22 protein-coding genes are annotated in these 24,437 nt (G+C 63.6%); 5 read left to right on the forward strand and 17 right to left on the reverse strand.

Translation table 11 applies throughout. The annotated features are described in order from the left end of the window. Nucleotides 1-100: 100 nt before the first annotated feature. The 9 genes from tsf to dnaE all read right to left on the reverse strand — a co-directional run bounded on the left by tsf (nucleotide 101) and on the right by dnaE (nucleotide 9,149). Complete coding sequence (tsf, locus tag AB4099_RS26000; RefSeq protein WP_441480184.1) at nucleotides 101-1,024, reverse strand: translation elongation factor Ts; 924 nt, start codon at nucleotides 1,022-1,024, stop codon at nucleotides 101-103. 205 nt (nucleotides 1,025-1,229) lie between these two features. Continuing rightward, the gene (locus AB4099_RS26005; protein ID WP_113518498.1) at nucleotides 1,230-2,234 is read right to left on the reverse strand and encodes a 30S ribosomal protein S2; all 1,005 of its coding nucleotides are present in this window, start codon (nucleotides 2,232-2,234) and stop codon (nucleotides 1,230-1,232) included. A 161-nt stretch (nucleotides 2,235-2,395) separates the two neighbouring features. Next, nucleotides 2,396-2,722, reverse strand: a complete 327-nt coding sequence (locus tag AB4099_RS26010) for an MmcQ/YjbR family DNA-binding protein (RefSeq protein WP_441480185.1) — start codon at nucleotides 2,720-2,722, stop codon at nucleotides 2,396-2,398. Between the two features lie 99 nt (nucleotides 2,723-2,821). Continuing rightward, nucleotides 2,822-3,217 (reverse strand): pore-forming ESAT-6 family protein, encoded by a 396-nt coding sequence (locus tag AB4099_RS26015; RefSeq protein ID WP_441480186.1) that lies wholly within the window; start codon nucleotides 3,215-3,217, stop codon nucleotides 2,822-2,824. Nucleotides 3,218-3,446: 229 nt separating this feature from the next. Further along, the gene (locus tag AB4099_RS26020; RefSeq protein ID WP_441480187.1) at nucleotides 3,447-3,890 is read right to left on the reverse strand and encodes an EVE domain-containing protein; all 444 of its coding nucleotides are present in this window, start codon (nucleotides 3,888-3,890) and stop codon (nucleotides 3,447-3,449) included. Nucleotides 3,891-3,900: 10 nt separating this feature from the next. After that, on the reverse strand, nucleotides 3,901-4,272 hold the full coding sequence (locus AB4099_RS26025; protein ID WP_441480188.1) for a VOC family protein: 372 nt from the start codon (nucleotides 4,270-4,272) through the stop codon (nucleotides 3,901-3,903). A 69-nt stretch (nucleotides 4,273-4,341) separates the two neighbouring features. After that, the gene (locus AB4099_RS26030) at nucleotides 4,342-5,034 is read right to left on the reverse strand and encodes a helix-turn-helix transcriptional regulator (RefSeq protein ID WP_441480189.1); all 693 of its coding nucleotides are present in this window, start codon (nucleotides 5,032-5,034) and stop codon (nucleotides 4,342-4,344) included. A gap of 9 nt (nucleotides 5,035-5,043) precedes the next feature. Then, nucleotides 5,044-5,658 (reverse strand): bifunctional nicotinamidase/pyrazinamidase, encoded by a 615-nt coding sequence (pncA, locus tag AB4099_RS26035; RefSeq protein ID WP_113518493.1) that lies wholly within the window; start codon nucleotides 5,656-5,658, stop codon nucleotides 5,044-5,046. A 17-nt stretch (nucleotides 5,659-5,675) separates the two neighbouring features. Continuing rightward, nucleotides 5,676-9,149, reverse strand: a complete 3,474-nt coding sequence (dnaE, locus tag AB4099_RS26040; RefSeq protein ID WP_441480190.1) for a DNA polymerase III subunit alpha — start codon at nucleotides 9,147-9,149, stop codon at nucleotides 5,676-5,678. A 405-nt stretch (nucleotides 9,150-9,554) separates the two neighbouring features. Between dnaE and AB4099_RS26045 the strand changes: the two genes are divergently transcribed. Continuing rightward, nucleotides 9,555-10,529: a DMT family transporter gene (locus AB4099_RS26045; RefSeq protein ID WP_441480191.1), complete on the forward strand. Its 975-nt coding sequence runs from the start codon at nucleotides 9,555-9,557 to the stop codon at nucleotides 10,527-10,529. A 12-nt stretch (nucleotides 10,530-10,541) separates the two neighbouring features. Here AB4099_RS26045 and AB4099_RS26050 read toward each other — a convergent pair whose 3' ends face one another. The 5 genes from AB4099_RS26050 to AB4099_RS26070 form a co-directional block, all read right to left on the reverse strand. Beyond that, complete coding sequence (locus tag AB4099_RS26050) at nucleotides 10,542-11,231, reverse strand: ABC transporter ATP-binding protein (protein WP_113518490.1); 690 nt, start codon at nucleotides 11,229-11,231, stop codon at nucleotides 10,542-10,544. Nucleotides 11,232-11,250: 19 nt separating this feature from the next. Next, nucleotides 11,251-12,531, reverse strand: a complete 1,281-nt coding sequence (locus AB4099_RS26055; protein ID WP_441480244.1) for a lipoprotein-releasing ABC transporter permease subunit — start codon at nucleotides 12,529-12,531, stop codon at nucleotides 11,251-11,253. 58 nt (nucleotides 12,532-12,589) lie between these two features. Continuing rightward, nucleotides 12,590-13,921, reverse strand: a complete 1,332-nt coding sequence (gene proS, locus AB4099_RS26060; protein ID WP_113518488.1) for a proline--tRNA ligase — start codon at nucleotides 13,919-13,921, stop codon at nucleotides 12,590-12,592. 152 nt (nucleotides 13,922-14,073) lie between these two features. Next, on the reverse strand, nucleotides 14,074-14,574 hold the full coding sequence (gene coaD / locus AB4099_RS26065; RefSeq protein ID WP_441480192.1) for a pantetheine-phosphate adenylyltransferase: 501 nt from the start codon (nucleotides 14,572-14,574) through the stop codon (nucleotides 14,074-14,076). A 54-nt stretch (nucleotides 14,575-14,628) separates the two neighbouring features. Next, nucleotides 14,629-14,817 carry a hypothetical protein gene (locus tag AB4099_RS26070; protein WP_113518486.1) on the reverse strand — a complete coding sequence of 63 codons (189 nt, stop codon included), beginning with the start codon at nucleotides 14,815-14,817 and terminating at the stop codon, nucleotides 14,629-14,631. A 165-nt stretch (nucleotides 14,818-14,982) separates the two neighbouring features. Between AB4099_RS26070 and AB4099_RS26075 the strand changes: the two genes are divergently transcribed. Then, the gene (locus AB4099_RS26075) at nucleotides 14,983-16,857 is read left to right on the forward strand and encodes an ABC-F family ATP-binding cassette domain-containing protein (protein ID WP_113518485.1); all 1,875 of its coding nucleotides are present in this window, start codon (nucleotides 14,983-14,985) and stop codon (nucleotides 16,855-16,857) included. 169 nt (nucleotides 16,858-17,026) lie between these two features. Here AB4099_RS26075 and AB4099_RS26080 read toward each other — a convergent pair whose 3' ends face one another. From AB4099_RS26080 to AB4099_RS26090, 3 genes are read right to left on the reverse strand one after another with little or no spacing between them, the layout of a single operon-like run. Beyond that, entirely contained in the window at nucleotides 17,027-17,431 is a 405-nt protein-coding gene (locus tag AB4099_RS26080; RefSeq protein ID WP_441480193.1) for a hypothetical protein, read from the reverse strand. Next, nucleotides 17,428-17,880, reverse strand: coding sequence for a DNA polymerase III subunit chi (locus tag AB4099_RS26085; protein WP_441480194.1), 453 nt, complete (start codon nucleotides 17,878-17,880; stop codon nucleotides 17,428-17,430). The genes AB4099_RS26080 and AB4099_RS26085 overlap by 4 nt, the downstream gene beginning before the upstream one ends. A gap of 49 nt (nucleotides 17,881-17,929) precedes the next feature. After that, nucleotides 17,930-19,423, reverse strand: a complete 1,494-nt coding sequence (locus AB4099_RS26090; RefSeq protein WP_441480245.1) for a leucyl aminopeptidase — start codon at nucleotides 19,421-19,423, stop codon at nucleotides 17,930-17,932. A gap of 162 nt (nucleotides 19,424-19,585) precedes the next feature. Between AB4099_RS26090 and lptF the strand changes: the two genes are divergently transcribed. Genes lptF through AB4099_RS26105 form a run of 3 tightly spaced genes read left to right on the forward strand, consistent with a single transcriptional unit; the run spans nucleotide 19,586 to nucleotide 24,433 of the window. Continuing rightward, nucleotides 19,586-20,779 (forward strand): LPS export ABC transporter permease LptF, encoded by a 1,194-nt coding sequence (gene lptF / locus AB4099_RS26095; RefSeq protein ID WP_441480195.1) that lies wholly within the window; start codon nucleotides 19,586-19,588, stop codon nucleotides 20,777-20,779. Further along, a complete protein-coding gene (gene lptG / locus AB4099_RS26100) occupies nucleotides 20,779-21,867 on the forward strand; it encodes an LPS export ABC transporter permease LptG (protein ID WP_441480246.1) in 1,089 nt (362 codons plus the stop codon). The genes lptF and lptG overlap by 1 nt, the downstream gene beginning before the upstream one ends. A 58-nt stretch (nucleotides 21,868-21,925) precedes the next feature. Then, nucleotides 21,926-24,433, forward strand: a complete 2,508-nt coding sequence (locus AB4099_RS26105; RefSeq protein ID WP_441480196.1) for an LPS-assembly protein LptD — start codon at nucleotides 21,926-21,928, stop codon at nucleotides 24,431-24,433. The last annotated feature ends 4 nt before the right edge of the window (nucleotides 24,434-24,437 follow it).

The following is a 24,437-nucleotide window of genomic DNA, read 5'->3' on the forward strand; positions in this document are numbered from 1 at the left end:
TCTCCATGGACTGGGACGGCGCGATTCGGCACCAACATCGTCTTCTTACAAAAAAGGCCGCGCAGAGCGCGGCCTTTTTCAGATCCTATCAACCGGCTTCTCAGCCCGTCGTGCCACCGGCCGCAGCGACTTCGGCAGCGAAATCGGTCTCTTCCTTCTCGATGCCCTCGCCGAGCGCGAAGCGAGCAAAGCCCGTCAGCTTGACCGGAGCACCGACCTTGCCCTCCGCTTCCTTCAGCACCTGAGCGACGGACTTCGAGCCGTCATGGATATAGGCCTGCTCAAGCAGGCAGTATTCCCTGGCGTAGCTCTTCAGGCCGCTCTCGGTGATCTTCTCGAGCACGTTGGCGGGCTTGCCGGCATTCTTCTCGGCCAGGATCGCCTTCTCACGCTCCAGGATCGCCGGATCGACCGAAGCGAGATCGAGCGCGACCGGATTGGTGGCGGCGACGTGCATGGCAAGCTGACGACCGAGGGCTGCGAGCTCCTCGCCCTTGCCGGTCGTCTCGAGACCGACGATGACGCCGATCTTGCCGAGCCCATCGGCGACCGAGCCGTGGACGTAATGGCCGATGACGCCGGCGCTGACCTTGACCTCGGCGACGCGGCGCAGGGTCATGTTCTCGCCAATCGTGGCGATGGCATTGGCGATGGCGTCAGCGACGGTGCCGCCGCCCGGATAGTGATGGGCGAGCAGCGCCTCGACGTCGCCGCCGCGCTCCAGCGAGACGTCGGCGATCGTACGGGCGAGCGCCTGGAATTCGAGGTTGCGCGCAACAAAGTCGGTCTCGGAGTTCACCTCGGCGACGACGCCGCGATTCTCGGACACGGCCACGGCGACCAGGCCTTCGGCGGCAACGCGGCCGGCCTTCTTGGCAGCCTTGGCCAGGCCCTTGGTACGCAGCCAGTCGATGGCGGCCTCGATGTTGCCGTCGGTCGCGGCCAGCGCGGTCTTACAATCCATCATGCCCGCGCCAGTCTTGTCGCGGAGTTCCTTCACCATGCCGGCGGTGATCGCAGCCATCTGTCGTTCCTTGCTGTCATGTGCCGGGCCTGCGCAACACGACGCTGGCGGCCGACGGCACGGTCTTCGATTTCAGAGCGCGCCATAGCGCGAAGGGAAAACGCCGACGCTCCGTGACCGGCCGTCGGCGTGACTTCATTCATGTGCCGCGCATTGCTGCGCTGCCGAGGCGACGCGCCGATGACGCGTCGCCCTGAGCGTGCTCTCAGGCCTCGGCGAGATCGCGCGCCTGGGCAACCCAGCCGTCGCGCTCGATGCGGCCGCCGAGCTTCAGCTCGGAATCAACCTTAGCGACATCGGCCGGCGACATCGCGGCGATCTGCCAGAAGTGGAACAGGCCGCCGTCGTTGAGCTTCTGAACCAGTTCCGGGCCCATGCCGGAGAGCTTCATGAAGTCGTCCGGCGCGCCGCGCGGCGCGGTCAGCAGTTCGAACACCGGGGCTGCGTCTGCGGCCGGCTCGATGATCGCCGTCTCGACGATCGGAGCCTCGGCAGCGCCGAGATCGATGCCATGGTCGCCCGAGGCGCGCGAGATGCCGTCGATGGCCGAACGGGCGATCAGGTCGCAATAGAGCTGGATAGCGCGGCCGGCGTCGTCATTGGCCGGCACCGGGAAGGTGATGCCATCCGGATCCGAGTTCGAGTCGACGATGGCGGCGACCGGGATGCCGAGGCGCTGGGCCTCCTTGATCGCGAGCGCTTCCTTGTTGGTGTCGATCACGAAGATCATGTCGGGCGTACCGCCCATGTCCTTGATGCCGCCGAGCGCCTTCTCGAGCTTGTCGCGTTCACGCGCCAGCATCAGGCGCTCCTTCTTGGTCAGGCCGGTGCTGCCGCCATTCAGGAGCTCGTCGACCTTGCGCAGGCGCTGGATCGAGGCCGAGATGGTCTTCCAGTTGGTCAGCATGCCGCCGAGCCAACGGGAGTTGACGTAGTACTGCGCCGAACGTTTGGCGGCGTCAGCGATCGAGTCCTGCGCCTGACGCTTGGTGCCGACGAACAGGACGCGGCCGCCACGGGCCACGGTGTCGCTGACGGCCTGCAGGGCGCGCGAGAGCATCGGCACCGACTGCGACAGGTCGAGGATATGGATGTTGTTGCGGGTGCCGTAGATATACGGCGACATCTTCGGGTTCCAGCGGTGAGCCTGGTGGCCGAAATGCGCGCCGGCTTCAAGCAACTGGCGCATGGAAAAGTCTGGCAGAGCCATGATTCGATCGTCCTTCCGGTTGAGCCTCTGGGGTGCGAATGAACAAGGCATGGACTGCCAAGTCACCGGAACGCCTCGGGAGTGAGGCGATGCTCCCCATGTGGGATGGCCTGCGCCTTACACGGGAAAGCGTGGGAACGCAAGGCTCGCACCTCAGCAGGTCATCGGCGCCGTGGCTTCTTTTGCGCGCCATGCGCCCATGCCGCCTCGAGCGCTCCGGCAAGCTCAGCCAAGCCGAGCCTGGAAAGATTGGCCGTCGTCCAACCTAGCTTGCCCCAGGCATTTGACACGGGACTGAAGGCATCCGGCGCCATCAGGCACCTGAATTCCTGCTCCTCGGGCGAGAAGCTGAAATTAGCGCTGCAACCGTCAGGAGCGAGAGTGACGTAGATTCGCGAAACCTTGAAGGCGGACCGGTCGAAGTGCGGAGCCTCGATCGTGCCGTCCAGAGCCAGCGCCAGACGGCGCAGATCATCTCCCGTCGCCATCGTCCTCCCCTCCCAAACCGGAACGAATTCAGCCGGAAGCCGGATTCGCCGGCCTTACCATGGCCGGCGACCATAACCCGAGAGCGCGACCCCGGATCGCTATTTGGGCAGGGCTGCGCCCGCTTGCTTCACCACATCGCCAATCTGCTTGCAGTAGGTCGCGGCCGATGCATTCTGGGCCTTGGCTATCGCCTCGATGTCCTGCGTGACGCCCATCATGGCGATCGTCCCCTTCTTGCCCTGCGCTTCGGCGGCATCCCCGCCGCTCTTGTCGGCAGGAGCCGGGATCAGGCCGAGCATCTTCTTCTGGATCTCGACCACATCAGCTCCGATGTGACCTTTCTCGTTGCAGTAGGTCAGTATCCCAAGCTGATTGCGACCTGATTGATAGACGATCGCGAGCTGGTCGGCCTGGCTCTGCGCCAAGACCGGACCGGCAGAGAGAACGGAAACCAGTGCGCCAACTGCGCAAAAGGGCTTCAAAAGAAACGACATAACGGCTTTCCCTCAAGCAATGAACATCGGATCGACGCGTACCCCGTTTCCCCAGGGTCGTGACTAACCTTGCGGGTAGGTCAAGACAATCGCGCGACTGTCATGGCAGGGTACACTCAACCGGAGGTCGACCCGCAGCGCGCTCGCCGCCAGCATTCCCGATGGTCCCCTTTTGCAAAGGATCCGGACAACCGTCCGCCGTACGACGGCACTGCTCGGACGCCAGGCGTCACGCAGCTGTCAGGGTTTCCAACTCGGGCGCAGACATGGCCTGAGCGATCAGTGTGAAGTCATGAGCGCTGACGGCAACCAGCCCGAAGCGAAACAGGTAGCCCCAGTTCAGCCGCCCGGATGTCAATTCCAGGTTGTCGAGCAGCGGCTTGATCGATGCCTCGGATGCGGCAAGCCAAGCGACATCGCGCCGGAACGGTCGAAAGCCGCCCCCCATATCGGCAGGATAGGGCTCGTCGCCGCAGACTCGACCGATCGCGGTGAAGGCCTGCAGCCTCTCCCCGCCACCGAAGGTTTCAGTCGGCGAGTAGCAGGCGACGCCATCACCGGCCCGAATCCGACGCAAGGGCCCGGCCTTGCCATGGCAAACCTGCATGAAGCCTCCGGCCAATCCTAGCCGGGCATGCTCGGCTGAAGCGACCACGATCCAGTAGCCGGCCATGCTCGCCTCCTCAGGCTTCGGTCGGAGAGAAAACACGCAGGCGATGGCCATCCGGGTCGGTCGCGACGAAGGTGCGGCCGAAATCGAGATCGACCGGCTCCTGAAGGATGGTGATGCCGCGCTCCTTCCACTCCTGATGGATCGCATCGACCTGATCAGCGCGATCGACAGGCATGCCCAGCTCTCCGCCGCCGCCGGCTGCTTCCGCTCCGGGCTCGACCGTATGGCGCGACCAGAGCCCGAGCATGATGCCCGACTTCAGCGCGAACAATGCAAAGGTCGGAGAGGCTTCAACCGGTTCGGCTCCGAGCAGCGCACGATAGAACCGGCAGCTCGCAGTCGGGCTGTCGACGTAAAGGATGACGAAACTGGCGTTCTGCATCGGTCATGTCTCCGGTTGGGCGATGAGGAGATCCTAGATGCAGATGCTGCCAATTTCCGGCAGTGTCGCTCACGATGGTTGCGGAATTCCCTCCCGCTCGCGCCACTCCTTCAGCAAGCCCTGGCGTCGGCGCGGATAGCGGATGTCCAGCGGCTGAACCTGCGAGATGCGGTCGGTGCGGAAATGCCGGAAATCCTGCCGCAGTTCGCACCACGCGACGACGACGCGGACATGGTCGAAAAAGCTCAAGGCGAACGGCCAGACGACCCTCTCGCTCGCCTTCCCGACACCATCACGGTAGAGGATCGAGAGTTTGCGCTCTGAACGGATCGCCTTGCGGATGGCAGAGAGATCGAAGCTTTCCGCCATGATCGCGGCACCGGGACCGACTAACAGGGCGGACGCCTCGGCATCATCGCGCAGATCACCTGGCAGGACGGCGAGGATCTTGGCCAGCGCATCGCGCGCCGCCAGGGCAAGACGACCATCAGCCCGGTCGGACACCCAGCGCGAGCCGAGCACCAGTGCTTCGATCTCGTCCTCGGAGAACATCAGCGGCGGCAGCATGAAACCCGGCTTGAGAATATAGCCCAGTCCCGGCTCGCCTTCGATCGGCGCGCCTTGCGCCTGCAAGGTGACGATGTCGCGGTAGAGGGTGCGTATGCTGACACGAAGTTCGTCGGCGAGCCGCCGGCCGGAGACCGGGCGACGATGGCGCCGCAGCAGCTGGATCAGGTCAAACAGGCGTTGCGAGCGCGACATCTGCCTGCGTCACATCGGTAACTCCTGCGGGGCGAAGCGCCTGACCCCAAGCGCCGACATGTCGGACCAGGCCTTGGCTAGCGAGCCATTGAGATCAATGGCTCGGCAAGCCTCCTCGACAACAAAGGTTTCCAGCCCACTCCGGACAGCATCCTGCGCGGTCCAGTTGACGCAAAAATCCGTCGCGAGCCCGACAATGGCGACTCGCGAGATGCCGCGTTCCTTGAGATAGCCCCCCAATCCTGTGGGAGTCACACGGTCGGCCTCGAAGAAGCCGGAGTAGCTGTCGATTCCGGAGCGATAGCCCTTTCGGATGATGGCCTGGGCATGCGGCAGGTCGAGGCCTGGATGAAACTCCGCGCCTCGCGTGCCCTGGACACAGTGATCAGGCCAAAGCACCTGCTCGCCATAGGCCATCGCCACGCTCTCAAAATGCGTCCTGCCAGGATGGTGCGAGGCAAAGGAGGAGTGCCCTGCCGGATGCCAGTCCTGGGTCAGGACCACCGTTTGAAAGCGGCGACCGAGCGCGTTGACCACGGGGATGATCTCGTCTCCACCAGCAATGGCGAGAGGTCCGCCCGGGCAGAAATCGTTCTGCACATCGACGACAATCAGGGCTGTCATGCTGCCCTCTCCGCTTCTCAGCGCAATTCCACGCTGACCACGCCCGGCGCCGCCCGTACCGCGTTGGCAATCTGCTGGTTGACCGGGTAGCGGCCCGGCAACTCGATCTCGACCTCCTGCGCGCCATCGTCGAGGATCATGATCACCGCAACCTTGCCCTCGGCGCGGGCGCCTTCGCGCGGGCGAATGCGCTCCGCAATGCTGCCCAGCGCCCTGTCGTCGCGCAAGTAGACCAGCAGATCCTGTTTCTGGCGAGCGGCCAGATCATCGAGTACCTCGACATCCTCGATGCGGGGTCGAACATCCTCGCCATCGAGCACCGCGCTGAGGCGCAACACCAGCGCCCGGCCCGGCTCCAACAGATCGCGGTAGCGCTGCAGTCCCTCCGAGAACAGGATCGCCTCGAACTGCCCGCTGGGATCCGATAGGTTGACGATGCCCATCTTGTTGCCGGACTTGGTGCGCCGCTCCGACTTGTCGATGACCGAGACCGCGACTTTGGCGACGGAGGTCCCGTTTGCCCTGACCGTCTTGGCAAAATCGGCAAAGCGCTGAACGCGCAGCCGCTTCAACACATGTTCGTAATCGTCGAGCGGATGCCCCGACAGGAAGAAGCCGACGGCGTCATGTTCGCGCCGCAGTCGCTCGGCCGGCGCCCACGGCTCGGTCGGCGGGATGCGAAAGGCTTCCGCGACGGAGCCCCCACCAAAGAGCTCGGACTGGCCACCGGCAGCCGCCTCGCGCGTGCGGTTGGAGAGCGCCAGCATGCCGTCGATCGCGGCCATGGCACGTGCGCGGTCCTTCTCCAGCGGATCAAGCGCACCAGCGGCGATCAAGGCCTCGATCGTGCGGCGGTTGACGAGCTTGGTGTCGATGCGGCGCGCAAAATCGGCGAGATCGCGGAACGGCCCGTCCGAATTACGCGCCACGACGACGGATTCGACCGCCGTGCGCCCCACCCCCTTGATCGCGCCGAGCGCGTAGCGGATCGCGCCATCGGCCACGTCGAACTCGACGCCCGAGCGGTTGATCGAGGGCGGCTCGACCGTGATACCGAGGCGCTCGGCATCACGCCGGAATTCCGAGAGCTTGTCGGTGTTGCCCATGTCGAGCGTCATCGACGCGGCGAGGAACTCGACCGGGAAATTCGCCTTGAGATAGGCGGTCTGGAACGCGACGACGGCATAGGCGGCGGCGTGGCTCTTGTTGAAGCCATAGTCGGCGAACTTCGCGAGCAGGTCGAAGATCTCGGAGGCGATGCTCTTCGTCATGCCGCCTTCGACGGCGCCCTTCACGAAGCGGTCGCGCTGAGCGTCCATCTCCGCCTTGATCTTCTTGCCCATGGCGCGACGCAGCAAATCGGCCTCGCCGAGCGAATAGCCCGAGAGCGCCTGCGCCACCTGCATCACCTGTTCCTGGTAGACGATGATGCCATGCGTTTCGGCCAGGATCGGTTCGAGCTTCGGATGGAGATAGGTGGGATCCTCCAAGCCCAGCTTGCGGCGGCAATAGGTCGGGATGTTGTCCATCGGACCCGGCCGGTAGAGGGCGACGAGCGCAATCAGGTCCTCGATCCGGTCGGCCTTCATCTCGACCAGGGCCTTGCGCATGCCCGCCGATTCAACCTGGAACACGCCGACCGTCTCGCCGCGCGCCAGCATCTCGTAGCTCTTCGGATCGTCGAAAGGCAGCTTGGCGAGGTCGATCTGGATGTCGCGCTGGGCAATCAGCGTGACGGCTGTGGTCAGCGTCGTCAGCGTCTTGAGGCCGAGGAAGTCGAACTTCACCAGGCCGGCCTGCTCGACCCATTTCATGTTGAACTGGGTCACGCGCATACCGGTGCGCGGATCGACTGAAAGCGCGACGAGTTGCTCAAGCGGCCGATCGCCGATCACCACGCCTGCGGCGTGAGTCGAAGCGTGGCGGTGAAGTCCCTCCAGTTTCTGGGCAATTTCGAGCAGGCGGGCCACAACCGGCTCTTCGTCCGCAGCCGCCTGCAGCTTCGGCTCGCCGGCGATCGCCTCCGGCAGCGAGATCGGCTTCGCCGGGTTCTGCGGCACCAGCTTGGTCAGCTTGTCGACCTGGCCATAGGGCATTTCCAGCACACGGCCGACGTCGCGCAGCACGCCGCGCGCCAGCAGCGTGCCGAAGGTGATGATCTGCGCGACGCGCTCCTCGCCATAGCGCCGCTTGACGTAGTCGATCACCTCTTCGCGCCGGTTCTGGCAGAAGTCGATGTCGAAGTCCGGCATCGAGACGCGGTCGGGGTTGAGGAAGCGCTCGAAGAGCAGGCCGAAGCGGAGCGGGTCGACATCAGTGATCGTCAGCGCATAGGCAACGAGTGAACCCGCGCCGGAGCCACGGCCCGGCCCAACTGGGATACCCTGGTCCTTCGCCCATTTGATGAAGTCCGAGACGATGAGGAAATAGCCCGGGAATTTCATGCGGTTGATGATCGAAAGCTCGAAATCGAGCCGCGACTCGTATTCACCGACCGTATAGCCCGAAGCCGGGCCGTGCTTGGACAGCCGAGCCGCCAGACCGGCGCGCGCCTGGACCTCGAGTTCCTCTGCCTCGTCGCGCCCTTCCTCGCCGAAACGCGGCAAGATCGGCTTGCGTGTCGCGACGCGCCAGGTGCAGCGCATCGCGATCTCGACGGTGGCGGCCAGCGCCTCCGGCAGATCGGCGAAGCGGCGCTTCATCTCGGACCGAGTGACGAAGAAATGCCCTGGCGTCACGCGCCGACGCTCGCCGTCAGAGACCAGTCGCCCTTCGGCTACGGCAAGCAGCGCGTCATGCGCCTCGAAATCCCCCGCCTTGGCAAAGAAGGGCTCGTTGGTCGCGACGATGGCGAGGTCGGAATCATAGGCGAGCCTGAGCAGATGCGCCTCGACGGCGGCCTCGCCATCACGGCCATGGCGCTGGATCTCGACATAAAGCCGATCGCCGAAGATTTCGGCAAGCTTGGCCAGGCGCGCGCTGGCCTGGGCTACCTGCCCGGCACGCAGCGCACTGTCGATCGGGCCGCCCGGCCCGCCGGTCAACGCGATCACGCCGTCATGATGTGCCGTCAGTTTCTCGAGCGACGAAATCGGCTGCCCGGCGCCTCCGCTTGCCAGGCACGCTTCGGTGACGAGTTTCATCAGATTGCCGTAGCCCGCCTCGGACATGGCAAGCAGGACGATATGCGGTACGGCCTGCGCCTGAACGGGCCGGCGGCCGCTATCGATCTCGTCGGCGAAATCGACCGAGAGCTGGACGCCCACGATGGGCTGGATGCCGCCACCAGCAAGCTTCTCGGAGAATTCGAGTGCGCCGAAGAGGTTGTTGCTGTCGGTCAGCGCCAGAGCGGGCTGGCCGTCCGCAGTGGCGAGCTTGGCCAGGGTGCTGACCGTCATGGCCCCTTCGAGCAGGGAATAGCTCGAATGAACGTGGAGATGGACGAAACCCACCTCGGACAAAATGCGGGATCGGCCCTGCTCTCGACTCATCGGGTCACCTCGTCCGCCCTTATGGAGCGAGCCGACGGGTCCAGTCGAGAGGCTTTCCGCCGGCTGTGGATGGCTCAGACGCTGGGGGCGGCGAGCAGCGCCGCCCAGAGCCAGATCATCCCAAGGAAGAGGCCGAGCGAGGCAAGCTCCACCATTCCGACGACCAGCTTACGTGCTAAAACCATCTTGACCTCCAGATGTTCGCTATATGTCCATCATAATTCCTGTTTTGTTCTCGTCAATCGCGCAGCGTTAGTTCCATCCTGGACGTCTGGATGGCGGTTAACATCCCCTTGATGGTGGTGAAGGGCAGTTAACCCTTCGGCGTAGGTCGCTTACGCTTCCCGTCAGTGCATTCAGGCTCGTCCACGGCTGTCGGCGTCGCGGAATCTGCTAGAGAGCCGCATGGACCAAAGTTCAGATGCCTCCGGCGCTTCCGTCGCTAATCCCCGCTCAAACCCCGTCGAGGCGAACAAGCAGGACGAGCGCGCGCCGGCCTCCGACGGCACTCGCGGCCCCGCGCTGGGCATCGTTCTGATGGCCATATCGATGCTGTTCATCCCCGGCGCGGATGCGATCGGCAAGTATCTCAGCGGGGCGCACTCCCCGGCCTTTCTAAGCTGGGCTCGTTATGTCGCAGCGCTCGGCTTCGTACTGCCTGTCGTGCTATGTGTGCAGGCGCGCGCGCCGGCGCCGCTGATTGGCCGCAACCAGATCCTGCCGCAGCTTCTGCGCACCGCCTTCCTGGTTGGCGCGATGACGCTCTATTTCACCGCGATTGCGCGCATTCCGCTTGCCGACGCGCTGGGGGCCTACTTCATCGCTCCGATTATCGCGACCCTGCTGGCCATGATTGTCCTGCGCGAGCGGCTTGATCGCCGAAAGCTGGCGGCCGTCATTCTAGGCTTTATCGGAGCCATGCTGATCGTGAGACCGGACGCTGAAGGCAGTTCCGGCACACTGATCGCGCTGGCGTCGGGCGGACTGATGGCGTGCTACCTCGTGATGACGCGTGCCACCGCCCAGGACAGCACGCCCTTGTCGACGCTGACCATCCAGCTCGTCTTCGGTATCCTGTTGCTGACGCCTATCGTCCCGTTCCAGTGGACGGTGCCCAATCGCGAGGAGATTCTGCTGATCCTCCTGATGGGCCTGCTTTCGGCCGGCAGCAACCTGCTCACGATCAGCGCTTTCAGGATGGCGCCGGTCTCGACGCTGTCGCCGCTGGTCTATCTCGAACTGCTTGGCGCGACCGCGCTGGGTTACGCGATGTTCGGCGATTTGCCATCAGCCGCGACCTGGATCGGCATTGTCGTGATCGTGATTGCGGGCCTTGCAGTGGTGGCACCGGCTCGGGGAAAACGCAGGAACGCCCAATAGGCCCAACCCGCGCTAGCGCAGCGGGACGACCAGCCCGTCGCGGATCGTCACCTGTCGGTCCATGCGCCGGGCGAGGTCGAGATTATGGGTCGCGATCAGGGCCGCGAGACCTGAAGCACGGGCCAGTGCCACCAGCGTGTTGAAGACATGCAGCGAAGTGTGCGGGTCGAGATTGCCAGTCGGCTCGTCCGCCAGGAGCAGGCGCGGCGCATTGGCGACCGCACGCCCAATCGCGACGCGTTGCTGCTCGCCGCCGGAAAGCTCGCCGGGAAGATGATCGAGCCGCTCGCCCAGACCGAGAAAGGTGAGCAGCTCAGTCGCACGCTCTTCGGCTTCCCGCTTCCGCAGACCGCGAATGCGCTGTGGCAACATGACGTTCTCGAGCGCCGTGAACTCCGGCAGCAAATGGTGGAACTGGTAGACGAAGCCGATCTCGGTGCGGCGCAGCCGGGTGCGGCCCTTGTCGTCCAGCTTGCTGGTCGCGATTCCGCCGACAAAGACCTCGCCGTCATCGGGCTTCTCGAGCAGGCCGGCGACATGGAGCAGCGTCGACTTGCCCGTACCGCTCGGCGCGACGAGTGCGACGAGTTCGCCTGGCCACAATGCGAAATCCGCCTTGCGCAGGATTTCGAGCGGGGCGTCGGTCTGTGGGTAATGGCGCTCGATCTGGGAGAGGAAAAGCGCCGGTGTTTCGCGTTGCATGGCCACGGGTTCTTCTGCCTCAACCCATCCGCAGGGCCTGGACCGGGTCCAGCCGAGCCGCCTTCCAGGCAGGATACAGCGTCGCCAGCAGCGACAGGACCAGCGCCATCCCGACCACACTCGCCACTTCCCGCCAGTCGATCACGGAGGGGATATCGCTCAGGAAGCGTACGGTCGGGTCCCAGAGATTGGCCCCGGTGATCCAGTTCAGCGTGGCCATGATCGACTTGATGTTGTTGGCGAAGAGAACACCGAGGCCCAGCCCCGCCAATGTACCGAACACGCCGATGGCCGCCCCCGTGATCAGGAAGACGCGCAGCACAGTGCCGCGAGACGCCCCCATGGTGCGCATGATCGCGATGTCCTCCGTCTTGTCCTTCACCAGCATGATCAGACCAGAGACGATGTTCAGCGCGGCCACCAGCACGATCAGCGTGAGGATGATGAACATGACGTTCCGCTCGACCTCGAGTGCGTTGAAGAAGGTGCGGTTGCGCTGTCGCCAGTCGGACAGCACCAGCGGCCGGGGTGCATCGGCCTCGATGGCGTCGCGCACGACCTGCGTCCGGTCCGGGTTGTCGATGAAGACCTCGATGACGTTCACATCGCCGTCGCGGTTGAAATAGGCCTGCGATTCCGCCAGCGGCATGAAGACGAACGAGGCGTCGAACTCGGTCATGCCGATCTCGAACACCGCCTGGATGGGATAGGCCTTGATGCGCGGAGCGGTCCCGAATGGGGTTGAGGCTCCCTTCGGCGAAACCAGCGTGATCGTATCGCCAGCCGTCAGCGAAAGCGCTGCGGCAAGCCGACTGCCAATGGCGACGCCTGCCGCCGCGTCAAAACCGTCGAGCGTGCCGCGCTTGATATTGTTGCCGATGAAGGGGATCGACTTGAGATCTCCCTCGGAAATGCCACGCACCAGCACGCCGCTATTGGCATATTGCGACGAAGCGAGCGCTTGGCCTTCCACCAGGGGGATTGCGAGCTTGATGCCGGGAACCTGCCGCAGCCGTGCCGCGACCGCTTCATAATCATCGAGCGGGCGATCGATCGGCGTCGCAAAGATGTGGCCGTTGACGCCGACGATCTTCTCCAGGAGCTCTTTCCGAAAGCCGTTCATCACCGACATCACGATGATCAGCGTGGCGACCCCGAGCAAAATGCCGAGGAAGGAGAAGCCGGCGATGACCGAGACAAAGCCCTCGCGTCGACGCGTGCGCAGATAGCGCCCGGCGAGCAGCCATTCGAAACCCGCAAAGGGGCGTGTTCCGGTGGGCTGTTCCATTTCGGTCGACATCGACTCCACCGCCACGTTCATCGGCGCCTGCTCCGCTCCGCGATCATGACGCTCCCACTCAAGCCGGGCGGCCCGGGAAGCGTTCCAGCGCAGCCGCGAGCGAGACGAGTTCGCGCTCTCCGCCGGCGCGGCGTTTGATTTCGACCTTGCCCTCGGCCAGCCCCTTCGGGCCGACGATGACCTGCCACGGCACGCCGATCAGGTCGGCCGTCGCGAATTTAGCGCCCGGCCGGTCCTCGGTGTCGTCATAGAGCGTGTCATAGCCCTTGGCGGAGAGCGCGCTGTAGAGCTGCTCGCAGGCGCCATCGGTCGCGGCATCGCCGGTCTTCAGGTTCAGCACCGCGACGTCGAATGGCGCGATTTCGTCCGGCCAGACGATACCGGCGTCATCGTGGCCGGCCTCGATCAATGCTGCGACGAGGCGGCTCGGGCCAATGCCATAGGAGCCCATATGCACCGGCACCTGCTGGCCGTCCGGCCCGGTCACCGTGGCGCCCATCGGCTCGGAGTACTTCGTGCCGAAATAGAAGATATGACCGACCTCGATGCCGCGCGCCGACAACTGCTGGCCAGCAGGAACCGCGTCGAACGCCGCCTTGTCGTGCATTTCCTCGGTCGCGGCGTAGAGGCTCGTCCATTTGTCGACGATGGCCTGCAACCCGTCGACGCTGTCGAAGTCGGTATCGACCTTCGGCGTCTCGAAGCTGAGATAGTCCTTGTGGCAGAAAACTTCGCTTTCGCCGGTGGATGCGAGGACGATGAACTCATGGCTCAGGTCGCCACCGATCGGGCCGGTATCGGCGCGCATCGGGATCGCCTTCAGGCCGAGCCGGGCGAAGGTCCTGAGATAGGCGGTGAACATGCGATTATAGGCATGCCGCGCGCCGGCCTGGTCGAGGTCGAAGGAATAGGCGTCCTTCATCAGGAACTCGCGCCCGCGCATCACGCCAAAGCGCGGCCTGACCTCATCCCGGAACTTCCACTGGATATGGTAGAGGTTGAGCGGCAGGTCCTTGTAGGACTTCACATAGGATCGGAAGATGTCGGTGATCATCTCCTCATTGGTCGGCCCGTACAGCATGTCGCGGTCGTGCCGGTCCTTGATGCGCAGCATCTCCTTGCCATAGGCGTCGTAACGCCCGCTCTCGCGCCAGAGATCGGCCGACTGAATGGTCGGCATCAGGACCTCGATGGCGCCCGAACGATTCTGCTCCTCACGAACCACTGCGTTGATCTTGTTGAGCACCCGCAGGCCGAGCGGCAGCCACGAGTAGATTCCCGCCGATTGCTGGCGGATCATGCCGGCGCGCAGCATCAGGCGATGCGAGACGATCTCGGCTTCCTTGGGCGTGTCACGCAGGATCGGCAGGAAATAGCGGGAAAGGCGCATCGGAAAACTCGTTCGAGGGCAATACGCGGCTCAGCGCGCAGCGAGTCATGTTGTCCCAGAGACACCATCGCCGCCGGCAAAATGCAAACGCAAATCCGCAGAATGCGGAGGAAGATGCCAAACGATCGGCTCGGCTCTCGATTGTCGCTGGGTCAGCGTGCCGGGAACTTCGCCTTGAGGCGGCCGCTGACCACGGATGGCACGAAGGCCGAGACATCCCCTCCCATGGAGGCGATCTGCCGCACGAGCGTCGCAGTGATGTGGCGCGTCCTCGCAGAAGCCGGCAGAAACACGGTCTGCAACTCGGGCACCATGGCCTGGTTCATGCCGGAAAGCTGCATCTCGTAGTCGAAATCAGTGGCGTCACGCAGGCCGCGAATCATGATGGTCGCACCAGCCTCCCTGGCCGCCTGGACAGCGAGATAGTCGAAGGTCACGACCTCAATGGCGACGTTGGCAGCAGCGGCAATCGGGCTTGCAACCTCCTGCAGCAGGTGGGCGCGCTCGTCGGCAGAGAAGATCGGGGCCTTGCCCGGGTGAACCCCGATAGCGAGCACTAGCCTATCGCATAGCTGGCAAGCACCAGCGATCACATCGGCATGGCCATTGGTGATGGGGTCGAAAGATCCGGGATAGAAAGCGGTTCTGCTCATGGGACAGCGTTAACCTCGGAGCGCCCTTGCGGCAAGCGCAGCGGCCAAGCGGGCCTATCTGAACGATGTCGCTCCGACATCCTGCGGCGGCATGGACTGCCAGGTCACGGACGGTTCGGCGCGACGATCGAGCAGAAGCGCGCTGAGCACGCCGGCACTGCCCAGAATCAGGGAGATGATCGCCAGCGCGGCTGCGGTCGTGGAGAAGCGCCGCTGAACCATATGCCGGGGGCTGAGATGCATCGGTTTCTCTTTGCGAATCATGGATGTAGACGCAATCCCATGGCTGAGGGGCAGCTCCGGCGGGGCCGTGGCTGCTTCATGTCAAAAGCATGACTGGTCTTTCGATCGCGTTAGCCCGCAGCGTTAACCATTGCTTGCCATGGCCCCAGGCCCTAAATCCGCGCCATGCTCACGCTCAACGATATCACCTACAGGCTCGGCGAACGGCTGCTCCTGGACCGGGCCAGTGCGGCTCTGCCCGACGGATCACGCGTCGGTCTTGTCGGCCGCAACGGCACCGGCAAGACCACGCTCTTTCGCATCATCACCGGCGATCTCTCGCCCGAAGGCGGTTCCGTCAGCGTGCCGCGGGGCATGCGGATCGGTGGCGTCGCCCAGGAAGCTCCGGGAGGCCCGGAATCGCTGATCGAGGTCGTCCTCGCAGCCGATACCGAGCGCGCGGCCCTGATGAAAGAGGCCGAGACCGCGACCGACCCGCTGCGCATCGCCGAGATCGAGACCCGGCTCGCCGATATCGGCGCACATGCTGCCCCGGCCCGGGCCGCAACCGTGCTGCACGGGCTCGGCTTCGACGAGGCGGCGCAACAACGCCCCTGCTCAGATTATTCGGGCGGTTGGCGCATGCGCGTTGCGCTCGCGGCCGTGCTCTTTGCCGAACCGGATCTGCTGCTGCTCGACGAGCCGACTAACTATCTCGATCTCGAAGGCACGCTCTGGCTCTACGACTATCTGGAGCGCTATCCGCATACCGTCCTGGTGGTGAGCCACGACCGCGAACTGCTCGACACCTGCGTCGACCACATCCTGCATCTCGATCAGGGCAAGCTCACGATCTATCGCGGCGGTTACTCCTCCTTCGAGCGCCAGCGCGCCGAGAAGCAGATGCTGCTCGCCAAGCAGCGCGAGAAGCAGGACGCCGAGCGCAAGCATCTCCAGGCCTTCGTCGATCGCTTCAAGGCCAAGGCCTCGAAGGCGCGCCAGGCGCAATCGCGGGTCAAGCGGCTGGAGAAGATGGAATCGATCGCGACCATCGTCGATCGGGACGTGCAGCCGTTCAGCCTTCCGGGTCCGGAGCGACCGCTCTCCCCGCCCATGGTGGTGCTGGACGATGTTAGCGCCGGCTATGGCGAGCGCAAAGTGCTGTCGCGGCTCGACCTCACATTGCTGCCGGACGATCGCATTGCGCTGCTCGGTTCGAACGGCAACGGCAAATCGACCTTCTGCAAGCTGATCGGCGGGCGGCTCCCGCCCCTGTCTGGCGATCTGCGGCGTTCGTCGAAGCTCCAGACCGCTTATTTCGCCCAGCATCAGCTCGACGAGCTGCGGATGGAGGAAACGCCGGTCGCGCATCTGCGCGACCTGATGCCAGATGCCCCGGAAGCCAAGGTGCGCTCGAAGGCCGCGCAGATCGGCTTTCCCGCGAGCAAGGCGGACACCCCCGTCAAGAATCTGTCCGGGGGAGAAAAGGCGCGGCTGATGCTCGGCATCGCTGCGTTCGGTGGCCCGCATCTGCTCATCCTGGACGAGCCGACGAACCATCTCGACATCGACAGCCGCACGGCCCTGGTCAAGGCCATCAACGATTATCCCGGCGCGGTCATCCTGGTCAGCCACGACCGCTTCCTGATCGAAGCCTGTGCCGATCGGCTCTGGCTCGTCGGCGACGGCACGGTGAAGAATTTTGACGGCGACATGGAGGATTATCGCGCCCTCGTCCTCGGTGGCGCCAAGGCTGCCCGTCGCGATAAACCCGCTGAGACGGCGAACACCAACAGCAAGGCCGAAGAGCGCAAGGGTGCAGCCGTCAAGCGCGTGGCCCAAGGGCCGCTGCGCCAGAAGCTGAACCTGGCCGAGGCACGGATCGCCAAGCTGACCGGGTTGATCGAGAAGGTCGACGGCGTGCTCGGCAACGGCGCGGCATTCGCGCGCGATCCGGAAAAGGCCCTGCAGCTCTCGCGTCAGCGCGCGGAATTGGCGGAGGCACTGACTGCCGCCGAGGAAGAATGGCTCGGGCTGAGCGAGGAACTCGAGAGCGCCTGAAGCAGCCTCGGCGATAGGTTCGGACGAAATCCGAGCCTACCGTCCGATGCTTGGATCATCGGGCCAGATTCCGTAACCGGTCCGATCATCCAAGCTTCAGTGTTTGCATGAGCTTTCCCGAGAGCATGAGCTTTCCCGAGAACCGTAATCCGGTTTTCGGCCCGATGCTTCAGCCCTCCCCTTGCCCCGGCTTGACGATCCGACTGAGGCGGTTGTCGGTGAACATATAGATCTCGCGGCCGCCGGGCTCGGAATAGAGCACCTGCACCTCGCGCTGCCCCTTGCCGCTCTCGCCGATGAGAACATCCGTCGGCCGGGCGCCCTTCAACTTCACGAGTTCGCATTCGGTCACGCCGAGCGCGATCTCCTTTGGTAGGGGGCGCGTCGACGGATCCAGCGAAACGTCCGCCTCGCAGCCACCGTCGGCGGTGAGCATGGCTTCCTGAGTGGATGCGCGGGCTGAAGCGCTGCTGGTTCGCGTGCCGCTGGAATCCTGGGTGAAGGAGAAGCCGCCAATATCGACGGAACATCCGCCCAGAGCCACAGCGCACGCGAACAGAACAGGCAATCTCACGCTTTCTTCTCCCAGCGACCGGTTTCGTCCTGCTGCCAGTAGCTGGCCGACGCGCCCGTGGCACGAACCGCCTTCCAATCCTCGCGCGCAGCCGCGAGCGCGTCGGGATCGTCGCCGTCGAAGATGAGGACGACGCGCTCGTAATCCTGCAATGCGTCGGGAATACGGACGCCGTCGGCGCAGATTCGGACCTGCGCTGCGTTGGGATTGTGGGGCTGCGTCGTCAGTACGACCGGATTTGTCGGTGCATCCGGCTCGCTTGCCATGACATGCGGCAGGAAGCTGTCATCCGCATAGGTCCACAGATGATCGTCCAGCACGCTCGCCCGCTCGGAACTGGAGACCTCGATGACCACCTTCTGGCCACGCGATAGCGCCCGATCGAGGATGGTCGGAAGAACCTGCTCAAGCGGACGTGACTGAAGGTGGAAGAACAGGACTTCCGTCATGAAAGCCCTTTCTTATTAGAGCATTGCGAAACAACGTTTCGAGAAGGGATCAGGTCTCGTAGTGGTTCGCGACGAGCCGGTCGAGGAGGCGCACGCCCCAGCCCGAACCCCAGGAGCGATTGGTCTCACTGTTCGGCGAGCCCATGCCCGTACCAGCAATGTCGAGATGGGCCCAGGGCGTTTCATTGACATGCCGCTGAAGGAACTGCGCGGCGGTGATCGAACCGCCATAGCGCCCGGCCGAGTTCTTCATATCTGCGAACTTTGAATCGATCATCTTGTCGTAGGCTGGGCCAAGCGGCATGCGCCAGACGGTTTCGCCAGTAGCCTTGCCAGCGACAGCGAGTCGTTCGGATAGCTCGTCATCATTCGAAAACAGCCCGGCATTCTCCTGCGCGAGCGCCACCAGAATCGCTCCCGTCAGGGTCGCCAGGTTGACCATGAAGCGCGGCTTGTACTTGTCCTGCGTGTACCAGAGCACATCGGCAAGGACGAGGCGCCCCTCGGCGTCGGTATTGATGATCTCGATGGTCTGCCCTGAAAGCGAAGTGACGATGTCACCGGGGCGCTGGGCGTTGCCATCCGGCATATTCTCGACCAGCCCAATCACGCCAATCGCATTGACCTTGGCCTTACGTGCTGCGAGCGCATGCATCAGTCCGGTGACACAGGCGGCACCAGCCATGTCGCCCTTCATGTCCTCCATGCCCGCACCGGGCTTCAGAGAGATGCCGCCAGTGTCGAATGTGACCCCCTTGCCGACAAAGGCGACGGGCTGAACGCCCGACTTGGCGCCATTCCAGCGCATGACGACGACGCGACTTTCGCGGCGCGACCCCTGGCCAACGCCGAGCAATGCCCGCATGCCGATCTTCTTGAGCTGCTTCTCGTCGAGAACCTCGACCTCGACGCCAAGCTTCTCGAGCTTTGCGGCGCGTTCGGCGAATTCTTCGGGATAGAGCACATTCGGCGGCTCGTTCACGAGATCGCGAGCAATCTCGACGCCGCCGGCGACGGCTTCGCAAGCCTTGAGGGCCTTCTTGAGCGCTGCCGGGTCGGGCGTGCGCAGCGTCACGGTGATCGGATCGGCATCGTCGGCTTCGCGGGTCTTGGTCTTGTAGCGGTCGAAGACATAGGCTCGGAGCCGCAACCCCAGAGCGATCGCGGCGGCTTGTTCGGCACTGATTTCAGCGTCAGGCAGGGCGATGATCACATCGGCGGAGCGGCCACTGCCAAGCTTGGCTGCGACAGCCCCGCCCAACTTGGCGAAATCGAGCCTATCGCCATCTCTATCCGGCCCGACGCCGATGACAACCAGGCGTTCATATCCGGCGCCGTCAGGCGCCAGCAATGCCATTCCGGAGAGCGCCTTGCCCTTGAACTTGTCGGCTGCCGCGGCTCTGGCGAGCAGTGCATGAGCGCCCTCTCCGAGCCAATCTTCGGCAAGCTTGGCGGGCGTCAGCTTGTCCGACACGAAAATGACGAGGTCCTGCCCGCCGATGGTGTTCAGGGCTTTGACCTCAAGCTTCAGGCGCTGCGACATAAGCTGCTCACAATTGGCGGGAATAGGGCTCATCAGGAAGGTCGTGAACATGGTGCGAACGATTCCCGTTTGCGCCATGATCGTGGCTATACCATAGGGAGTGTTTGGCGAACCGTCCAAGGGGAGCCTCGGACTGCCCTCGGGTTCACCGGAAGCTAACGCGTGCGTCTTCTCCGTCTCGACCGCTATATCCTGAAGATCGCCGCGGTCGCAGCGATCGTGCTTCTGATCGGGCTGACAAGCGTGATCTGGGTGACGCAAGCGCTGCGCGAAGTCGACCTGATTACCGGCAAGGGCCAGACGATCTATATCTTCTTCACGGTGACTCTGCTTTCGTTGCCGGCGCTGATCGCGGGCATCGCACCTGTCGCGCTGTTCATGTCGACGCTCTACACGCTGAACCGGCTGAACGGCGATTCGGAGTTGATCGTCATGAATGCGGCCGGAGTCGCGCCGTACCGACTGACTCGCCCGTTCATCGTGCTGACGCTGGCAACCTCCCTCCTTGTCGGCTGGATGGCGATTTCGGTCATGCCGTCGGGGTTCCGGGCGTTGCGGGACCTGATCACGCTGATCAGGGCTGATTTCGTCGCCAATGTCGTGAAGGAAGGCCAGTTCGTCTCACTCGATTCCGGCGTGACGTTTCACTACCGCGAGCGTTCGGGTGACGCGCTGCTCGGCATCTTCATGCAGGACCGCCGCGATCCCAGCCAACCCGCCGTCTACATCGCCGAGCGCGGCCGAACAGTGGAATCGGACGGCAACAGCTTCCTGATGCTGGAGAAGGGGACGATCCAGCGCGAGGCCAAGAACAAGGAATCGACTTCGATCATCTCGTTCGAGCGCTATGCGCTCAATCTGTCGGCCTTGTCGGGCGAGCCGACAGGCGGCGATGGCGAAGGCAATGGCGACAAGGTGATCTACAAGCCACGCGAACGCACGACCTGGGCCTTGCTGCGACAGGATCCGAATGAGGCCTATTACAAGCTGCAGGCCGGGCGGTTCCGCGCCGAACTGCACAATCGTCTTTCGGCGCCGCTCTACCCCATCGCGTTCATGCTCGTCGCCTTCGCCGCCCTGGGCGAAGCGCGTACGACGCGTCAGGGCCGCAATGTCGCGATCCAGGCAGCGATTCTGATTGTCGGTGCGGTCCGCATCGGCGCCTACGCCGCGTGGACCGCCAGCGTCAGATCAGGCTTTGCAGTCGTCCTGCTCTACCTTCTGCCTCTGGTCACAATCATCTGCTCTACGGCCCTGATCATGTTTGGCGCGTCGCTGAGGCCGCGGCTCAACAAGCTGTTCGAGCCGATCATCCTGTCGCTATCCGCCCTGCCCTCTCGCCTGCGTCGCGCCTGATGCTGCTTGTCTCGACCTTCGGCCGATACCTGACCAAGCGCTTCACACGCGCCATCATCAGCGTGTTCAGCACCTTCTTCTTTCTGATCCTGACGCTCGATTTCGTGGAGTTGATGCGTCGCGCCGGCGATTCTCCGCTCGCGACGACGCCACAAATCATCAAGCTCGCGCTCTTTCGCGCACCTGCGGTGGCGGAGCAGATCTTCCCCTTTGCTGTGCTGTTCGGCGGCATGTTCGCACTGCTGACGCTGAGCCGGAAGCTTGAGCTCGTGGTGGCCCGCTCCGTGGGCGTATCAGCCTGGCAATTTCTGCAACCGGCCGCATTGGTCGCAGCAGTGATCGGCTTTGTCTCGATCATGATCTACAACCCGCTCGCGGCCGAACTGAAGCGCAGCGCGACGGCCCTCGAAGCCAGGCTCTTCGCGAGGAGCACCCAGGCGTCCGGGGCGCAGGAAATCTGGATTCGCCAGCGCAGCGTCGACGGACAGGCGATTATTCGCGCTGCGGCAGCCTTGCCGGACGCGTCAGGCCTCTCGCAGGTCGCGGTCTTCAACTTCGATGCGAATGGCGGCTTCAACGAGCGCGTGGAGGCGCGGGAAGCGATCCTGCATCGCGGCTATTGGGAATTGAGCGACGCACGCGTCGTGTCTGCCACGGAAGAGCCACAGAGCTACACGACCTATTTGCTCGCAACGACTCTGGAGCCCGAACAGGTGCGGCAAAGTTTCACCCCGCCCGACGCTGTTGGGTTCTGGTCGATGCCGACAGTGATCGAACGGACGCAGAAGGCCGGCCTTGATTCCACGCGCTACGAGCTGCGCTATCAGTCGCTCAAGGCGCGGCCGCTTCTGCTCGTTGCCATGATCTTGGTGGCGGCATCCGTTTCCTTAAGATTTTTCAGATTTGGTGGTGTTACGAGATTGGTGATAGGTGGCGTGGCGGCCGGGTTCGTGCTCTATGTCGCGACGCAGCTGTCGGAAGAGCTCGGGGCATCAGGGATCGTCAATCCCATGGTGGCCGCGTGGTTGCCGGCGGTTGTGGGGACGATGCTTGGGGCGCTCGCTCTCCTTCACCAGGAAGACGGGTAACTAGTACTGTGCCTATGGTTAATTTTGGATTGAGCATATGGCCTCTGGCGTGAGACGCATGGCTCGTTTTGCCGCGGCGACCGCCCTCGCCTCGAGTTTGGCCTATTGCCTGACGGCAGGAGGGAGCGCTTTCGCGCAAGCTCCGCAGAAGCCGCAAGAGCGCATGGTCGTCGACGCGCGCGAGCTGGTCTACGATAACAAGAACAACAGCGTCTCAGCCGTCGGCGACGTCCAGATTCTCTATCAGGGCCGTACGATCGAAGCGGACAAGGTCACCTATGACCGCGCCAGCAAGCGCGTCATCGCCAGCGGCAATGCCCGGATCACCGAGTCGAACGGTACCGTCATCACCGGCGATCGCTTCAATCTGACTGACGATTTCCGCGACGGTTTCATTGATTCGCTGCGCGTCGTGAACCCGGACAAGACGCGGTTTACAGCTCCGCGGGCTGAACGCACCGACGGCGAGACCTTCGTCTTTGAAAAGGGCATCTACACGGCTTGCGAGCCCTGCAAGGACAAGCCCGAAAGGCCGCCGCTCTGGCAGGTCCGCTCGGCGCGGATCATCCACAAGAAGTCCGAGCAGACGATCTATTACGAATCGTCCCGGCTAGAATTTGCCGGGGTTCCGATCGCCTATATCCCGTACATGTCGGGCCCGGACTCGACGGTGAAGCGCAAGAGCGGCTTCCTGTCGCCGGCCTTCATCAACACGAGCGCGCTCGGGTTCGGTGTTGGCCTGCCCTATTTCTTCAACCTCGCCCCGAACTACGATCTCACAGTCACGCCAACCTATCTCTCGCGGCAGGGCTTCCTTGGCCAGGCCGAGTGGCGTCACCGACTCGTCAACGGGTCCTACAACATCCGTGCAGCCGGTATCTTCCAGGCGGAGCCGGATGCGTTCCAGCCGACGCCGTACGGCGCGCGCGACAGCGATTTCCGCGGCTCGCTGGAAACCACTGGCAAATTCTATCTGAATCCGCGCTGGACCTACGGCTGGGACATCGCGATGTCGACGGACCGCTGGTTCTGGAAGAACTATCGCATCCGAAGCGAAAGCATCAGCTCGACGACCTATCTGCAGGAATCGATCTCGACCGGCTATCTCAACGGCCAGAGCCCGAATGCCTGGTTCGACCTGCGTGGCTATTATTTCCAACCCCTGACGTCGTCCGATTGGCAGAAGCAGCAGCCGCTCGTGCTGCCGGTGTTCGATTACAACAAGCGGGTGCACAAGCCGGACGTCATTGGCGGTGAACTGGCGTTCAATGTGAACGTCACAAGCCTGACCCGGGATGCCGCTGCCTTCCAGCAGATCCCAGCCCAGAAGAACTTCCTGATCACGACGCCGAACCCACTCTATGACGGCTGCGCCGTCTACCAGAAGGACCAGTGCCTGGTGCGCGGCATCGGCGGTTCGGTGGCGCGTGCAACAGCGGAAGTGTCCTGGCGGCGCAATTTCATCGATTCGCTCGGTCAGGTCTGGACGCCCTATGCGTCGGTTCGCGCGGATATCTTCTCGGTCAATCCGTCCACGACCGGCTTTTCCAACGCCAACGTTTCCTCGATCTTCAACACATCGGATGATGTCTTCGGGCGCGTCATGCCGGCGGTCGGCCTGATGTATCGCTACCCCTTCGTGGCCAAGACCTCGTGGGGCACGCATATCATCGAGCCAGTCGCCCAGTTCGTTGCGCGTCCGAACGAGACGAATGTCCTGCGCGTCGCCAATGAGGATTCGCAAAGCCTCGTCTTTGACGACACCAACCTGTTCGAGTGGAGCGGCAAGTTCTCCGGCTATGATCGGGTCGAGGGTGGCACGCGAGCGAATGTCGGCGCGCTCTACACGGGCCGCTTCGGTAAGGAGGCCTACGCCAATTTCCTGGTCGGCCAGTCCTTCAATCTCGCTGGGCGCAATTCCTTCGCACAAGCCGACCTGGTCAATACCGGCCTGAATTCAGGTCTCGAAACGACGCGGTCCGATTTCGTCACCCGCGCGCAGATCTCGCCGTTCAAGAACTTCTTCCTGACTGGCGCGGCGCGGCTGGACGAGTCGACATTCGAGGCGCAGCGGATCGACGCAGGTGCGACCTACAGCAATGGTACGGTCACGACCTCTGTCACCTATGGCCGCTATGAGCCTCAACCCGAGCTGGGCATTCCGCGGCGGCGCGAGGGTCTCGGCCTGAACGGCTCGCTCGGGATCGCACAATACTGGCGCGTCCGCGCCGGGGTCTTGTTCGACCTCGACAAGTACAAGTTCGACCGGGAGCGGTATCGCGACGCCTTCGTGGCGGCCCAGCTCAATCCCGTTGCCCTTGCGGCACTTACCTACCCGAAGACCGGTCCGTTCCAGCCTGCCTCGATGAGTCTGGGTATCAACTACACCGACGAATGCACCGTGTTCGACATCTCCTATTCGCAGTCCTATGCCGACCGGCAGTCCGGCGCCACGAAGGATACGCGGACGGTGATGTTCAAGCTCGAACTGCGCACCTTGGGTGAGATCAGCTACTCGCAGAACCTGGGCCAGGGCTCGACAGGCGACGGTGTCGCCTCTCGCTGAGGGT

The organism is Allobosea sp. 2KB_26, assembly GCF_052115715.1.
Taxonomy (GTDB): domain Bacteria; phylum Pseudomonadota; class Alphaproteobacteria; order Rhizobiales; family Beijerinckiaceae; genus Allobosea.